We start from the raw sequence: 17,661 nt of genomic DNA, 5'->3' as shown, positions 1-17,661 counted from the left end.
GTATTTTTGCCTAATGATGAACTTTTTTGATATCGATTACACCAAAAGTTAAAATACCAATCAATACTCCCAAAATTTGCATTCCGATTCCGCTTTCATTTCCTGTCTGAGGGAACGTTGCGACACCCGATTTTTGATAAGTTGGATGGTAGTCATTAGCAATTAAATTACCCTTATTGGTTCCACTAATACCTGGAACATAGTAAACAGTACCTGAAATAACATATTCGTTATCATTTTTAGATTCATTACTAGGAACTGATGGAATAATTGGATCTATTGGATTCTTTGGGTCCGTTGGATCCGTTGGATCTGTTGGGTCCGTTGGGTCCGTTGGGTCCGTTGGATCTGTTGGGTCCGTTGGATCTGTTGGGTCCGTTGGATCTGTTGGGTCCGTTGGATCTGTTGGGTCCGTTGGATCTGTTGGATCTGTTGGGTCTGTTGGATCCGTTGGATCTGTTGGGTCTGTTGGGTCCGTTGGATCTGTTGGATCTGTTGGGTCCGTTGGATCCGTTGGATCTGTTGGGTCTGTTGGGTCTGTTGGATCTGTTGGATCTGTTGGATCCGTTGGATCTGTTGGGTCTGTTGGGTCCGTTGGATCTGTTGGGTCTGTTGGGTCTGTTGGATCTGTTGGGTCCGTTGGATCAACTGGTCCCGTCGTATCTTTTTTAACTACAGTCAACTTAACAATCGTCGATTGTCCATCAGGCGCACTTAAAGTGACATTGTAAGTGCCTGCTGTATTCAAGTCAGCTTGGCTTAAATCAACACTAACATTTTGAGATGCACCATTTTCATCTGTTGATGTGGCTTTAAAATCATCGGCAGTTGGTGTTGGATCCCCTATGGTCATTTTATAATCACTACCACTAATGGATTTAGCAGATGCCGTAATAGTGAAAATATTATTACCCTCTACTTGAATATCATAGTTAGGATAATCAGCCGCATTAAAACTGACAGTAATTGGATAATTTCCAACCACTTCACCGTCATCCCTACTAATAGTGTAAGCAGGAGCGTCATTTTCTGACATACCAGCGGGCATAGTTACGATTGCTGAAAGCTCAGGATCCGTCGAACCTTCAACCTTGGAACCACCATTAACTGTAATAATAACTGGAGCTTTGTTGATAATAAAATTAGCTGACTGACTCTCTGTCCAATCGTACAGGGAATTGCTATCTTTTTGGCTAATATTGTTTAAACCCTGCTGCGTCAAAACTACTGAATAATCGCCAGCATTTATTTCTGAATTTTCAGGTACCTGTGTAGCGTCTCTAAGATCGTAAGTCGTACCAGTTGATTCATCGTACAAAGCTAAATCACCATCTTGCAAGGTATATGTCGTACCGTTAGATAAAGTTACTTGATAGTTATCTTTATCAAAAGTCTGACTTTGACCATTGTAAGTTGTAGAACTAGTCCCTCCTAAATCAATTTCACCACTACGTTTGTATACATTAACAGTAACCGTACTACTCTCACTCCCGTAGCTATATATAACTGTATAATCTCCTACTACAGTTGTATCTACAGTTGCTACCTCGTTATCATTCGGATCAAGCACTTTGACATGCATATTTGCATCATCTAATCCGACGTCATTTTTATCAGGAGTAACGGCACTGACAAAGTTATCACTTGGACTCCAATTAGTACCCGCTGGAATACTTGAATTAATCGCTTTGATATCTGGATTATCCAAAACGACATTGTAAACTCCACTGTAACCATTGTCATCACTAGAATCTGGCGAAAGAATCCAATCGAATGTAAAACCATTTACACCTGTTGGAATATCGAAAGTTCCATTGCTATAAGTTACACCATTAGTCAAATTGGAAATTCCCAAATTATTCTCAGAATATTTACCAATATCAAGATTGAAGTAATCAGAGATATTATTATGTGCTGAATCTGTGAAAATAGCTGCAAATTGATTAGTTGCACTATTTATGTTGTAAGCTGTCGTTCCTGCCTTAACATTTGGTGCATCAACTTTTGTAATTCTGTTATATGAAAAGGAATTCTCACCTAACGAAAAATCGGAAGCAGTGGTTGATAAACTTGTTAACTGATTACCAATAAAGGCTTCATCACCAATACTTTTAATCGTACTTGGAATAACTAAATCATCATTCAAATCGTTGTATGAAAAAGCCGATTTTCCAATTGACTGTAATCCCTCATTCAAAACTAAATTTTCAAAGTGATCACCAGTAAATGCTTGATCACCAATGGTTTCCATACTACTAGGTAAAGTTAAATTTCCACTCAAATTTGCAAATTCAAACGCACCATTACCGATACTACTCAATTTGTTTGCATTAGAAAAATCAACGCTCGTTAAAGCTCCATCATAAGTAAAAGCCTGATTACCAATTGATATTAAATTTGGTCCAAAGCTGATATTTTGTAAGGCCAAATTTGAAAGGAATGCTTGATCACCAATGGTTTGCAAACTATCTGGCAATTTCACCTCTGTACTCTTACTGTTATATACAAATGCTTGATTACCAATGGTTATTAAATTATTGTTATTGCTCAAGTCAATCCCAGTAATATTTGAATCACCAGAAAAGGCTGAATCGCCAATAGTTGTTAAAGCTGCATCCTTGGAAAAATCGACACTCTGTAGATTATTATTAGCGGCAAAGGCTTGGTTACCAATTGTCTGAAGACTAGATGGCAACTTCACAGACGTATTACCATTATAATCATTTCCATTATAGGCAAAGGCTAAATCACCAATCGTTGTTAAATTATTGTTACTGCTTAGGTCAATGCTAGAAACGTGAGTATCACCGGAAAAGGCCTCATTGCCAATCGTTGTGAGTGCAGTATCTTTAGAAAAATCAATATTTTGTAAACTCGTATTATTAGCAAACGCCTGATTACCTATTGTTTGTAAACTTGCTGGTAATTTTACCTCAGTAACATTTGAATCATTAACAAAAGCCGAATTTCCAATCGAAACTAGAGCCGTATTATTCGATAAATCGACACTACTAATTTTTGAGTCACCAGAAAAAGCTTCACTACCAATCGTAGTTAAAGCTGTATCCTTAGAGAAATCAACGTTTTGTAAGCTAGTATTTCCAATAAAAGCTTGATTACCTATAGTTTGTAAATTGGCAGGTAGTGTTAATGACGTTAAAGCCTGATCATAACTAAAAGCACTATCACCAATCGTTTGAACTGAATCTGGTAAATCAATTGTTGCTAGTTGTTTATTCCAAAAAGCTTGGTCACCAATGCTTGTTAAATCAGTATCATTTTTTAAATCAATATTTTGTAATGTTGAATAAATAAATGCATTGTCACCAATACTAGTGACGCCACTATTGACCTGAACGCTCTTTATTGTTTGATTGCTAGCAAATGCAGCATTTCCAATACTAGTGACGTTATATTGTTTACTGTCATTCGTACTGTTATTGGTAACTGTGATTTGCGTTGGAATATTGACTGATGAATCAGTTAAACTGCTAGTTGTCCCAGTCAAAGAAGCTTCACCTGTACTGTCATCAGTACTCCAAGTAAAGTTGTCAGCAGCTGTATGATCAGTGTCTGATGTAATCGTATTAGCAGATGTGTCAACCGGCGTCATTACTGTTGATACTGCATTCGCAGCCAAGGTCGTTGACGTAATCATAGTTGAATCAGCCAATACAGCAGGGGTTAAAGTCGCCACTCCGGTCGTTGTTTCAGAAGCCACTTGTGCTCCTGACTGGACTGTTACTGCTGGTGCCTGAACAGTACCTGTTGATGCTTGGGTTCCTGTAGACGAAGCTTCGCCAACCGATGCTGAAGATGTTCCTGACTGAGTTGTTTCCGATGGTGCTGGGGTACTTTCTGATGATTCTTGAGTTCCTGTAGCCTGTGATTCATCATTTGTTACTGCCGATGACTGAACGGTTCCTGTTGATGCTTGAGTTCCTGTAGCTTGAGTTTCGTCTTTTGATACTTCTGGTGTCTCTGATGCTAGAGCTGTTCCCGACTGACTTGTTGCTGATGGTGTTTGTGTCTTTGCAGACGTTTCTGTAGTTACTGAATCATTAGTGGATACATTTGTACCTGATTCAGTCTTAGTTCCGGTAGAGGCCGTCGTACTTAATTCGCTAGATGAAGCACTAGCACCATTCTGTTCATTTGTATTTGTATTTGTAGAACTATTGTTACTGGTAGTTGTAGTATCCTCATTACCAGTTGTCGTACTATTTTCTGAAGATGATGCAACGGAACTAGTATCATTGGCGTCTGCATGTACAATCGCTTGTTGGCCCAATGTTGTTCCAACTCCCAAAGTCATTGCTGTTCCTGCAGCAATCAATAATTGTTTTTTACTTAATGTGATCTTCTTATTTGCCATAATAAACCGTCCTAACGAGATGGAATTTCTCCGAACATGTCTAAACACCTCACTGGATATAATATAACTTTAATTATCGTTTTTTAAATATTTCGTACTGAGGTGTATATACGATAAGTTCATAAAAAAGTGTTACTAAATTTTACAGCAAAAAAGCCGACATAATATGTCGGCTTTCATAAATACTTTTATAAAAAAGTGAGTCACTTTTTAATTATGCTTAAGTCCTGAACTTAGGCTTCAATACAAAATACAGCACAACAGCAACAATTATAATCCCTGTTATCCCGCCTGCACTATCAAGCATAACGTCTGTCACTGAAGGCGTCCGTCCACCGGTCAACCCTTGATGAAATTCATCAAAGGCCGCCAATCCAGTCGTCATCATCCAAGGTACAAAAATACTCAACAAATTATGATGTTGAAAATATGTATATAATGCCAAACACAAACATACTCCTAAAATCATATAGGTTCCAAAATGAGCACCCTTACGAATAAAAAATTCCACAAAGTGATAATAACCGTCGTTGGCAATTGACTGCTCTTTACCACCGTAATTAAAACGAATATTACTCAAACTGCTACTAAGTGGCTTACTATGCATATATTTTTCCAGAAATGGCACTGAGGTCTGTTGTTTATAAGTCATTGACGAACTGTAAAATAAAATAAGTTCAATCAAAACCACGCCACTCCAAAACCATTTTTCATTTTTCTTTAACTTATCCATTATTCACCATCCCAATTCACGGTTGAATTAAGTTGCTTTGCGTCGTCAAAATAGCCTGAATAATAAGACGAATTAATTGCCCAGTAATAAATTACGGTTGAAAATATCATAATAACCAGAAAATCCCAAGGATATTGAATCATATTAATACCGCCAAAATGACTACTACCGATCCATGAAATTATTGATAATCCAACCAAGTGAACAATCAGCCAGAGACTAGCATAAAACTTCTGCTTAAACTCCTTAAATCCACGACGAAAATCATAAATAAAGTATATCGGCAATCCCACAATAATAATAACAATAACTTCAACCGTTGTTGGAAACATTGACCAATAAATCGCCAAACTAATTAAGTCAAAAACCAAAGGTGACAAGAATTTCATCCCTCGAATTTTTGTTGGACGCTTGAAATTAGGTCCCATTTTACGCAAACTACCAGCAACGACCGGTCCAGACAGCAACGAAATTAAGGTCGAGGCTGCAACAACTCGTGATAACAAAGCCCAATTTTTAAATAACAGAATCAGAATTACACTCACCAAAAAGTCAACCATCAAGGCAATTCTCGGCGTATTGTAATTATTATTTGTATTGCTCAAAACTTTAGGTAAATGCTTATTCTTAGGCATCGAGGACAATGATTTACTTGCAGAAGCTGAGAAGGCTATCCCACTACCGATTGGTGAAATAAACGCTGTAAAATAAATCAAAGTTGATAGCCAATACACATTTAATAAAATGGCTAAATCCGCAAATGGTGAATTGAAACTAATCTGTGACCAGCCGCCACTGACAATTGATTTTGGCAAAGCTCCGATAAAGACAATCTGCAATGCAATGTAAATCAGAGCGCTGATCAACAACGAATAAATAATTCCCCGACGAATATTAACCGCTGGTTTGACAATATCATTGCCCAAATTAATTACCGTTTGAAAAGCCACGTACGAATAAATAATTCCCGCGCTACCAATTGCAACAAAAATTGACGAAGTTCCATATGGCATGAATTGATGCACCGTCGTACCCATATTATGAAAATCAAAATGAGCCGAAACTAGCAAAATCATTGTGATTATCGGTACTACTATTTTGAAAACTGAAATGAAATTATTAAATTTGGCCATTATCGTAACTGACCAATAATTAATTAACGTAAACACTAGTATTAAACCCGTTGCCATAAGAATTCCGTTGAAAGACAACTGACCATTCTTCATGAAACTATGTGTCCATTGCGCCCATTTCCAAGGCCAAGTACTCATGTACTGTGTGGATGCCACAGCCTCAATTGGTAAAATCGCCAAAAGCGAAAGCCAATTAGCCCATGAAAAAATATGACCCAATAATGAGCCATGAGTGTACATTGTAAATCGACTCATTGCCCCATCTTCTGGAAACATCGTTCCAATTTCTACATAAACCATAGCAATCATTGCTACTAAAATTGCCCCCAATATCCAAGCCACAATTGCGGCTGGACCGGCAATCTTAGCTGCCTGACTAGAACCAAACATCCATCCTGAACCAATAATGGCACTGAGTCCAAACATCACAGTTGAGAACAGATTTAATTTTTTATCCCTCATAAACCCACCAATCTATTGTTTTGCTGTCTCCGGTTATAGTATTTTCAACTAACAATTTATCTTTAACTTAGCCCCACTGGAAATTCAATCAATCATAATACAATTAAATATTTTTTATAATCAACTTCTATTAACCGATGATAAAATTTTTAACTTCATTTTTTAATTATGAACTGAAGGTTGAAAGACAAAAAATTAATATAAAGATTGTCACTACGGACTAGAAGCAAACCTATTTAAATAACTGAAGGTTGAAAAGTGAAAAAGTGCTATAAATATTGCTGTGACAGTCCTAAATTCAATTTATTTACCAATTTAGTTAAGCAAAAGATCACAATTGGACATTCTTATTATTAAAAAACTAGTTGGAAGAGCTGAGAGTATTCATTTGCAGCGAAAGTGGCGTTATTGCTTCAGCAATTACACCACCGGGCGCGTTGAAGACTCGCGGGTTTTGCGAGTCTTCAACCGAGGCCCGAGACCGCCCTTTGACTCGGGCCGTTCCGCGCAGCAATTGAATACTCTCAGCTCTGGAAACGGCATACTTAACTAACCCTTCAACCTTTAGTTATGAATAAATAACCCACAAACAGCAGTAAACAAAAAATAGCCTCCATTGTGGAAGCTATCATTTATAAAATTCTACTAAATTAGATTACTCTACAGTAACACTTTTGGCAAGATTACGAGGTTTGTCAACATCATTGCCACGAGCCAAACTTGCATAATAGGCAATCAGTTGAGCTGGTACAACGCTGATAATTGGTGAGATCAATTCGTCAATTTCAGGAATAATGATTTGATCCCCTGCTTCAGCATATTTTTGACTGGCAATCACAAGCACATGAGCGCCACGGGCTTTAACCTCTTGGATATTACCACGAGTATGACTGGCACCAACCCCGTCATTTACATAAGCAATAACTGGAGTATTTTGTTCAATCAAAGCAATAGTTCCATGCTTCAATTCACCTGCTGCAAATCCTTCAGCGTGAATATATGAAATTTCTTTCAATTTCAAAGCGGCTTCAAGCGATAAAGCATAATCAATACCACGTCCAATATAGAAAGCATCTTTTTGATCTGTCAAGAATTCAGCTGTTAATTTCTTAATTGCGGCTTTTTCATCAACGATTGTTTGAATTCCATTAGCAGCTAACGCCAATTGCTTCTTAACGTCAAATTTCTTGGCATCTTCAAGATTCTTAGCCATACCAAGTGCCTTTGCTAAGACAGCTTCAACAGCAATTTGGGCTGTATAAGCTTTTGTTGAGGCAACAGCAATTTCTGGGCCAGCAAGCAATTCCATTGTGAAAGTTGCTTCACGTGAAAGGGTTGAATTTGGCACGTTAGTAATAGTCAAGCTTGGTAGCTTCAATTCATTAACTTTAACTAGTACTTGACGACTATCGGCAGTCTCACCACTTTGTGATAGGAAAATGAAGAATGGATGCTTGGATAACTTAGGCATGTGATAACCGAATTCACTACCAAGTTCAACATCAACTGGAATATCAGCAACTTGCTCAAAAATGTTTTGGCCAACCAAACCAGCATGATAACTAGTTCCAGCGGCAACAATATACAAACGATCAGCCTTCTTCATTTCTTCTAACAAAGCTGGTTCAACATCGATACTGCCATCAGTTTTAAGATAATTTTGAGAAATCTTTCTCATTACATTGGGTTGTTCATCAATTTCTTTGAGCATGTAATGTTCGTAAGTACCTTTAGAAATATCACTAGCATCAAGGTCGACTGTGTAGGAATCTCTCTTAACTGGAGTGCCATCAAGCTTACTGATTTCAACGGAACCCTTCTTGAGAATAACGACTTCACCATCTTCAATTTCGACAAATTGGTGAGTTTGATCAAGCATTGCCATTGCATCGGAACAGATGACATTGAATCCATCTCCCAATCCAATCAACAAAGGGCTCTTGTTCTTAGCTACAAAAATTCGATCAGGTTGTTCCTTGTCAACCATGGCAAAGGCATATGATCCTTCAATCAAACTTAAAGCTTTTCTAAAAGCAGCTTCGCCGTCAAGTCCATTTTTTGCAAAGTGATCAACTAATTGAACCGCAACTTCAGTATCTGTTTGACTACTGAAATTAACATCTCCTAAATACTTAGTTTTTAATTCTTCAAAATTTGTTAGGACACCGTTATGTACGAGATAGAAGCGGTTATCTTCAGAAAAATGAGGATGAGCATTTTCGATGGTTGGCGTTCCGTGAGTAGCCCATCTTGTATGACCAATACCGACAAGTCCTTGAACATCTTCAGTTACAGCATTTTCCAGTTTACTGATCTTGCCGACTTCTTTTACTAAGAAATCTTTTCCGTTTTGGTTATTCACATAAATACCAGCTGAATCATAACCACGATACTCAAGCTTCTCTAATCCGTTCAATAAAATATCAGTAGTTTTATTATTTCCGATAACTCCAACAATTCCACACATATTAATCAATGCCTTTCTCGTATTGGTATAGTTCTTTATTTTTTTTAATGGTATAGCTTCTTTATTTGCTTTTATCATCTTGTGACAATGCTTAGAATACTAATTAAATAGTTTCTTGTCAAGAAAAGTTTAATATTTTTAAAAATTGGTATGGTTGGTATGTACCGATATTGTCTATATGGTATATATGTATAGTCCATTTTGGGTTTGCCGCCAGAACAGAATAGTGATTCCGCCTGCAGTAGACCGGTGCGAGTGGAGGTCTCTCGCCTCGACTACAAGCTCATCATTGTTCTGTTCTAGCTATTTTTTTAATATTAATTGGGATTTAATTATTAATTATTAGCTAATCATTGATTGATATTAGCAATAAAAAAAAGCAGCTGTTGAGAAAATGGAAAATTCTCAACAGCTGCTTTTTTACTCAATCACTGAAGGTTGAAAGATGAAAAACTAATCTAACGATTGCTATTACAGGCCTAGAGCTAATTTATTTAAATACTCAGAAATCTTCATTTTATTGTTCCGGCTATTAAAAAAATAAACTAGTTGGAAGAGCTGAAAGCATTCATTTGCCGCGAAAGTGGCGTTATTGCTTCAGCAATTACACCACCGGACGTGTTGAAGACTCGCGGTTTTTGCGAGGCTTCAACCGAGGAACGAGTTCGCTCTTTGGCTCGGGCCGTTCCGCGCAGCATATGAATACTTTCAGCTCTGGAAACGGCATAATGCATCAAACTTTCAACCTTTAGACTCAATTTAGAAATGCTTAACTAGCATCACAGGTTTTTAACATCTAATATTTTATTCAAATTAATCTCAAAACTATCAGTATTCTTGATCAGCGGATTGTGAAACCAGCCGATTCCTTCATTGACAACCTCACCGATAACCAACGAGCGAATCCCACGGGTGATAGTCATTTTTACCTTATCATCTGTAACAAACTTCTCGATAAAAGTATTCATCATCATTCTCAAATGCAAAGTCTCGTCACCAATTGTTTCATCTTTCGAAATTTCAGCCGTTTTTAACACCAGCAACGATAACGACAAATTATTTAATCCAAACTTACGCATTACTTTGGCAACTTGAATTATACCGGCTTTGCCACTATAACCTAAACATTCGGTCTTAATTTTATCATCCAGTTTATCGAAATAATATTTGGTTAATGCTAAGTTCAAGTCATCTCTATTTTTAAAATAAAAATACAAAGCTTGTGTTTTACAATCTAATTTTTCAGCAATGCTTTTAAAAGTTGCTGAATCATAATTGCCATCAGTGATTATTTCAATTGACGCTTGAATGATTTTGTCTTCAGACAGATCACGTTTCTGTGTCATACGTGTTCCTCCTTGCTTCCTCTTTACATTTTACACTCTGTAAATTACAATTACCAATAGTAAATAGGAGATGTTAAAAATGACAATTTTGTCTTTGATTTTAATTGGTTTTGTGATTGGTCTTTTCGTGATATCAACTGGTGGTGGCGGTGCCGCTATGTACCTAGGTATACTAACAAGCCTATTTCATTTGAGTGCTCCAGTAGCTGCCGCAACTTCACTATTAACGGCTTTCCCATCCCTAATAGTCGGTGCCTACGGTCATTATCGTACAGGAAACATTCGATTCAAAGTTGGCAATAGAATGATGATTTCAGCCATTCCTGCGGTCGTAATTGGTGCCTGGATTGCGCCCTATATTCCAATAAAAATTTATACGTGGATTGTTGCAATCATCCTCGTTGTTTTGGGAATTCAAATTCTAGTACAACATTTCTTCCCATCCAAGTCCAAAGATTCAAATAAAAAGTCTAATAATGACGCTGTGAAAGCATCTATATTTGGTGCCATCAGTGGATTAATGGTCGGAATTGCCGGATTAAGTGGTGGTGGTCCAATTCTAGCAGGATTACTATTACTCAATCTAGATATGGTTCGTGCAGCCGCTACTTCATCATACGTACTTGTTGGTACTACTGGGGTCGGATTATTATTCCATCTATCGGGTGGTAATGTTGACTGGTCGATTGGACTGAACCTAATGATTGGAGCAATTCTCGGCGCATTACTGGCACCAATTCTCCTTGCCAAGGTAAATCCAGCTAAATTCAATCATTATGTTAGACCATTTATGGGGGTATTATTAGTGTTTATGGGACTACAAATGATTTTGTGAAATTTCATATACTTCACTAAATTTCCGTAAATATTAAAATAAAAACAAAAAAATAAAAAGAGACTGTCTTACACTTGAAATAATTCCAAGTAAGAAACAGCCTCTTTTTTTCATAACCAAAGTTGAGAAAGAACCGATTTTTCCTCAATCTCTTTTGTATTATTATTTATCGCTTATTTGATATTGAAAAGTTCTGTTTATACCGGCAGTGGCTCTAAAACGAGCTACACAAGGGCAACTCCCTCCGCTTTTCATAGATATGTCAATCACACGCAAAACCGGCGTGTGATTCACATATCTACGAAAATGCTCAGGAGCTGACCCGCCCTTGTTCCGCTCTCTCTAATTTAGTTCGTTCTTCACAACTTCTACGATTTGATCACAATATTCATTAACTTTTTCTTCTGTAGGAGCTTCACACATAACTCTCAACAATGCTTGGGTACCACTAGGGCGTACTAACACACGGCCATCGCCTGCCATTTCGTCTTCAACTGCTTTGATTGAGTCGAGGATTGGTTGATGTTTGTCCCATGAGTCTTTATCCGCTACAGGAACATTAACTAGTTTTTGTGGATAAATCTTAACAGGAGCGCCTAATTCTGCTAGGGTCTTACCTGTTTCCTTCATAACATGCAACAAGTGGATTCCTGTTAGCATTCCGTCCCCAGTATTCATATACTCATACAAGACAACATGTCCTGATTGTTCACCACCAATATTGTAATTATTGGCGCGGATTTCTTCAACAACGTGACGGTCACCAACGGCTGTTTGAACTGACTTCATGCCGTTGGCCTCAATTGCCTTGTACAAACCTAGATTACTCATAACTGTTGTTACGATCGTGTCTTTCTTTAAACGACCACCATCATGCAAATATTTGCCAAGAATGAACATAATCTTGTCGCCATCAACGATATTTCCATCAGCATCAACAGCGATACAACGATCTCCATCACCATCGAATGCTAATCCAGCAACGGCATCTGAATCTTTAACACGTTTTGCCAATTCTTCCGGATGCGTTGACCCAACGTTTTTGTTGATATTGATTCCATCTGGATGTGAGGCCATGATTTCAAAGTCAACGCCCAAATCAGCAAATAATGTACTTGCCAAGCGGCTTGTTGAACCATTAGCTGTATCAAGCACAATCTTCATGCCGCTCAAATCATCGGACAATGTTTGTTTCAAGAATTGGAGATACTTTTGAGCACCTTCTGGATAGTCTGAAACGCTACCTAAACCTTCAGCAGATGGTCTTGGCAAAGTGTCCTCTTTAGCATCCAATAATTCTTCAATCTCATCTTCAACGTCATCAGCCAATTTATAACCATCTGACCCGAAAAACTTGATTCCGTTATCTTCAGCAGGATTATGTGATGCTGAAATCATAATTCCGGCATCAGCAGAAACAGCGCGTATTAAATATGCAACGGCTGGAGTTGTAATTACGTCAAGATTTAGAACTTCAATTCCTACAGACAATAGTCCTGAAATTAAACTTGATTGCAACATTTGACCAGAAATACGTGTATCTCTAGCAACTAGAACTCGAGGACGTGAATCACTGTTTTCTGAATGTTGTGTTAAAACATAGCCCCCAAAACGACCTAACTTGAATGCTAGTTCAGGACTCAATTCCTTATTTGCAATACCTCTTACTCCGTCAGTTCCAAAATATTTTGTCATGAAAACTTACCCCCAGCGTATTATTGTTCGCTATTATTATTATCTTCAGTCGAGTCGCTACTTGACGAACTCGAATTATTATTAGTACTGCTACTATCACTATTCGACGTACTTGTGCTATTGGTACTATTGGTTGATGAACTAGATGAAGATCCAGTATTGATTGTCACACTGATACTTTCAGGATCAGTAAAAGCCACTTTACTACCCAAAGCATCACTTAAGTTAATTGATTTTTTAGTGTTCCCTGTCACATCACTAACATCAACTGGAACATCAATCGAATCGTCAATCGCATCAATTTGATCTTGAGTTCCGAAAACTCTGACATTTTTCACATCAGACTCAAATGTATAATTGGAATTCGTGGAACTTCCTTGTTGTTTCAAATTGACCGATACTTGTTTACTTTGAATGGTAATCGGAATTTTAACGTGAACTGTTTGCGGATCTAATGTCACATTTACAGTTTTACCATTTTTATCGAGAGCTTGCACTAAAACTTCTTGATCGAATGATGATTTTATTCCCTTTGGCAAAATTGGTTTAACGATAACCTTGTCGATTTTTTCAATTTCAGATGCCGCACCTGTAACAGTAACGGTATCAGGAGACACTTCAGTCTTTCCAGCTTCATAGCCAGTTGCCAAAGACTCCTTGTTGTAATCAACATCAACTGCAAATTTCTTAGTTTCACGCTGCTGAATGTTGACGGTGACATACTTAGGCTTAATAGTATATGTTAATTCACTATTCAAGCCAGACTCTTTGATTTGAACACGGTGCTGCCCAATCGACAAGTCTTTTAAATTCAAATATAAATTAAAATTTTGAGTATTTTTAGTTGCTGTGACTAGAGCTGATGGTCCTTCAATCGTTACTTTTACATTTTCTGGGTAACCAGTAATGTAGTACTTATCGACATCTGCCTGTAACTGTAAAGGCACTGTAAAGGTTGCTTTTTTAGTTACGGTTGAAGTATTAGATTGATTAGAATCTCTGGTTGATCCGACACCTGGTGTGCTGACAAAAAAGAACAACCATAAGGCACAGCAGAGAGCGATAAAGGCATAAAAATAATTGCTATTTATTATCTTCTTTATCATCTTGGCCCTCCTTATTCTTCCGACCTATTTTAAAGAAATCTAGTAATGAATGATTGTCACTTTCATTAGGATCCTTTAATTGAGCATGAAGATATTTCAGGTAATCGTCTCGGGAAAGGTCAAGCATCATATGTCCATTTCTGGTAATCATGACGCCCCCAGTCTCTTCAGAAACAACAATTGTAATCGCATCAGTTACTTCACTGATACCAACCGCCGCTCTGTGACGTGTTCCTAATTCTTTAGGAATCGTATTACTTTCTGATAATGGCAAGTAGGCCGCCGCAACCGATATCCGATTATTACGAACAATTACTGCTCCATCATGTAACGGTGTATTCGGTATAAAAATATTGATCAATAGGGCTCCAGTAACTTCAGCATCCAAATCAATTCCGGTTTCGACATATTCTTCCAAGCCAGTATTCATTTCCAAAGTTATCAAAGCACCAATTCGACGCTTACTCATATACTGAATCGCCTGATCCAAACTTTCAATCAGGTGATTTTTCGTCCTACCTTCTTCATTACTCGTAGAACTAAATAACGGCATTCGCCCCAAATGTTCCAATCCACGACGAATTTCAGGCTGAAAGATTATCACGATTACAATAATCCCCCAGTTGATCAACTGATCCATCAAAAAAGAAACCGTGTGTAAATTTAAAGCCCAACTAATAATCTTGATACCGAAAATTATCACGATTCCCTTTAGAAGCTGTACCGCTTTCGTGCCTCGTAACATCGACAGAACTTTGTATAGAAAATACCAGACTACCAGGATATCAACCAAGTTAGCCAAGTTCTGCCATGTAAATATATTGCTTGGTATAAAATTCATTTTTCTAGCTCCTTAGCAGTTCGAACTAATTATAACAAACAATAAAAATTATAAAAGTTCACTATTTTTTAGATACTGACAAGTAGTGCTAGTTAACTAACAATCTACTATTCTAGTCATTCCCTATATTAATAACTTCTTCGCTATAATTGATATTTTGCCGTAATTCATTGGCAGTGGCCTTACTGATTTTTCCTTGCTCCAACATGTCTTGTACGAATGCACGTTGATAACTCAGAGCCTTAACTTCCAAGGCTGCTCGGTCACCACTAAATTGCGGTGTTCGGCCTCGATACTTACCCTGAAGCAACTCTAGGCGATCTTCATAATGACGCTGAAAAATATAAATCAAATTATCAGTAAATTCTTCATTATCTGATTGACTTAGTTCTTGTAGTTTAGCCAATGCACGCTTTGCCCCAGCCGTGGAAATCTTGATAGAATCTTGATTCAATTGCTTGATTTCATCATATTTGACTGAACGATAAAACCAACGTTTAATTTGCAGATAAGTTCTTCTAAAATAACTCAAGAAAAATTCAATCGTTGAATTGTAACGACGATGTACAATATCTTTCTTATACTTGGCAATTTTTCGATTTGCAATATCGTAAGAGTCATCTGAAATTTCATGATTAACATAGAGTTCCTCAATTGCCTCTAGCTCACAATTAAAACAAATATCCCACAGCTCAGCATCTTTTTTCCCTTTAACACGACGCTTACTAATTTGATGACTAGCCATTTTAGGACTGTTGTGCCGAATACTTAAATTACGGATATCATAGAGATATTCACCAATAACGGATGAATAAACAGCTGTATCGCCATCATCCATTTCACCTCGTAGCTTCTTGACAGTCTTGTCCAAAATCAATCGGCTTGCTTCAGCCTGCGTTAATTTAACAATTGTTGGCACATCGTCCTCATCATCTTCGCTGTCTTCATCGTCTGAAACAAAGGTATTACCACGATAAGCAACCGGTGCACTATTTTTAGTTAATAAAGGAATTAAGATTGTCGCCCCTAACAAACTAAAGATAATCACTGCACTAGCCAAAAACAATAGTAATGTTCGAGATGGGAATGGCGCTCCACCTTTAATAGTCATAGGTAAAGATAAAACACCGACCATTGTAACGGCGCCACGAACACCTGAAATACCGGACATCAGGCAATCATCCAACCTTGATTTAGACCAGAGGATAATTTTATTATCGCCATTATTAGAGAAAGTCGAATAGACGTAGCTCCAGGCTGCCCGAATCACAACTAACATTATCCAAATAATAAAGGCCAAAAAAGTTGCTCCAATGGTATTTATATTGTCATTATGAACTAGTTCTTCCATGGCAAACGGAATTTCAATTCCCAAAAGTACAAAGACGATTCCATTAAGGACGTATACGACCAAGTCCCATGTCCTTGAGGTGACCAGTTTAATTTCAGGTGTAAAACTGCTGAGGTTACGATTGGATGAAATATTCAAGATTCCAGCTATAACGACTGCAACAACTCCCGAAACATCAAAAATATCTTCTGCCACATAATAGATAATAAATGGAATAATAATTTGGATTATGGCGTGTAAAATTGAATCATCAACACCTTGGTTCATTAGATACAATCTGATACCGTTAAAAATCCAAATCATTACAGCACCAACTAAGGCTCCAACGATAGAAATATGGAAAAAGTCAATTGTTGCATCCTTCAATGAAAACATCCCAGTCACCGTAGCAGCGACACCGTATTTAAAACAAATCAATCCAGATGCATCATTAATCAAACTTTCACCACTGATTAAATGCATCAGTTTATCCGGAATATGTGCCTTCTTAGCAATTGATTGCACCGCAATTGGATCGGTTGGCGACAAAACAGCAACTAGTGTAAAGGCCGTAGCCCACGGTAACGTTGGAATGAGCCATTTAACAAAGACGCCCCCAACCAAGGTCGAAATAACAACTAAAACGATTGCATTTCCTAAAATGGGACCTTTTAGTTTCCACAACTCTCGTTTCGGAAAATTATTCCCATCATTGAACAGAATTGGCGCAATAAATGCTAACAAAAACCACTCGGTATCAACATAGATTTTAACGTGCATGAACAAAGCAGCTAAAATTCCCGCGGCAATTTGTAGCAAACTGGGCGGAATCGACACAAAGTAGTGACTTACAATATTGGCAATAATTAAGAGTGAAAGAATCAAAATAATTGATTCAAGTATTTCCACAGACAACACCTACCTATTAATTTTATTTATTTTTACTGAAAATTAGAAGTTTAATTAAACATGCCGTCTCCAGAGCTGAGAAATATTCACTGGCTGTGCGGACCGGCTCGAGCCTGAGAATCGGTCTCGAACCTCGGTTTGAAGCCTTGCCACAGTTCGGCAAGTCTCCAAACTCGCCCGGTGGCGTAATGGCTAAAGCCATAACGCCACTTCCACTGCCCACAAATATTTCTCAGCTCCTCCGACTAGTGGAGCGTAGCTCTCATATTTATATTTAATCAACCTTCAAATTTTGGATAAAGTGAATGTAATTTTATACGTGCATCTGCAGTTGTGAATTGCCAATCTATTGATAAATTTTTAGCATTACGTTCACTACACCATGCTGCTACTTCTTGTTTTAATTGTTCCATTTCTGGAATTCGCCTG

General features: G+C 37.7%; 10 protein-coding genes and 1 pseudogene. 1 reads left to right on the top strand and 10 read right to left on the bottom strand.

The features are described from left to right. Positions 1-10: 10 nt before the first annotated feature. The 5 genes from FFM71_RS02410 to FFM71_RS02390 form a co-directional block, all read right to left on the bottom strand. Positions 11-4,375, bottom strand: coding sequence for a leucine-rich repeat protein (locus tag FFM71_RS02410; RefSeq protein ID WP_137610599.1), 4,365 nt, complete (start codon positions 4,373-4,375; stop codon positions 11-13). 220 nt (positions 4,376-4,595) lie between these two features. Next, positions 4,596-5,108, bottom strand: a complete 513-nt coding sequence (locus tag FFM71_RS02405) for a VanZ family protein (RefSeq protein WP_137610598.1) — start codon at positions 5,106-5,108, stop codon at positions 4,596-4,598. Beyond that, the gene (locus FFM71_RS02400) at positions 5,108-6,703 is read right to left on the bottom strand and encodes an APC family permease (protein WP_137610597.1); all 1,596 of its coding nucleotides are present in this window, start codon (positions 6,701-6,703) and stop codon (positions 5,108-5,110) included. Before FFM71_RS02400 ends, FFM71_RS02405 begins: the two co-directional genes overlap by 1 nt. 655 nt (positions 6,704-7,358) lie before the next feature. Continuing rightward, complete coding sequence (gene glmS, locus FFM71_RS02395) at positions 7,359-9,170, bottom strand: glutamine--fructose-6-phosphate transaminase (isomerizing) (RefSeq protein WP_137610738.1); 1,812 nt, start codon at positions 9,168-9,170, stop codon at positions 7,359-7,361. A gap of 779 nt (positions 9,171-9,949) precedes the next feature. Continuing rightward, entirely contained in the window at positions 9,950-10,516 is a 567-nt protein-coding gene (locus tag FFM71_RS02390; RefSeq protein WP_137610596.1) for a TetR/AcrR family transcriptional regulator, read from the bottom strand. Positions 10,517-10,595: 79 nt separating this feature from the next. Here FFM71_RS02390 and FFM71_RS02385 point away from each other — a divergent pair, with 79 nt between their 5' ends. After that, complete coding sequence (locus FFM71_RS02385; RefSeq protein WP_137610595.1) at positions 10,596-11,351, top strand: sulfite exporter TauE/SafE family protein; 756 nt, start codon at positions 10,596-10,598, stop codon at positions 11,349-11,351. A gap of 342 nt (positions 11,352-11,693) precedes the next feature. Here the strand turns inward: FFM71_RS02385 and glmM are convergent, their stop codons facing one another. The 5 genes and pseudogenes from glmM to FFM71_RS13560 all read right to left on the bottom strand — a co-directional run. Beyond that, the gene (gene glmM, locus FFM71_RS02380; RefSeq protein WP_137610594.1) at positions 11,694-13,046 is read right to left on the bottom strand and encodes a phosphoglucosamine mutase; all 1,353 of its coding nucleotides are present in this window, start codon (positions 13,044-13,046) and stop codon (positions 11,694-11,696) included. Between the two features lie 20 nt (positions 13,047-13,066). Then, positions 13,067-14,152: a CdaR family protein gene (locus tag FFM71_RS02375; protein ID WP_223876459.1), complete on the bottom strand. Its 1,086-nt coding sequence runs from the start codon at positions 14,150-14,152 to the stop codon at positions 13,067-13,069. Continuing rightward, positions 14,130-14,993, bottom strand: coding sequence for a diadenylate cyclase CdaA (gene cdaA, locus FFM71_RS02370; RefSeq protein WP_137610593.1), 864 nt, complete (start codon positions 14,991-14,993; stop codon positions 14,130-14,132). Before cdaA ends, FFM71_RS02375 begins: the two co-directional genes overlap by 23 nt. 112 nt (positions 14,994-15,105) lie before the next feature. Beyond that, positions 15,106-17,232 carry a cation:proton antiporter gene (locus tag FFM71_RS02365; RefSeq protein ID WP_137610592.1) on the bottom strand — a complete coding sequence of 709 codons (2,127 nt, stop codon included), beginning with the start codon at positions 17,230-17,232 and terminating at the stop codon, positions 15,106-15,108. A gap of 278 nt (positions 17,233-17,510) precedes the next feature. Next, positions 17,511-17,661: pseudogene (locus FFM71_RS13560) on the bottom strand (IS630 family transposase); the annotation flags it as partial.

The sequence above is a fragment of the Companilactobacillus huachuanensis genome, from assembly GCF_005404815.1.
Lineage (GTDB): Bacteria > Bacillota > Bacilli > Lactobacillales > Lactobacillaceae > Companilactobacillus > Companilactobacillus huachuanensis.
This window is presented reverse-complemented; position numbering and strand designations above follow the sequence as displayed.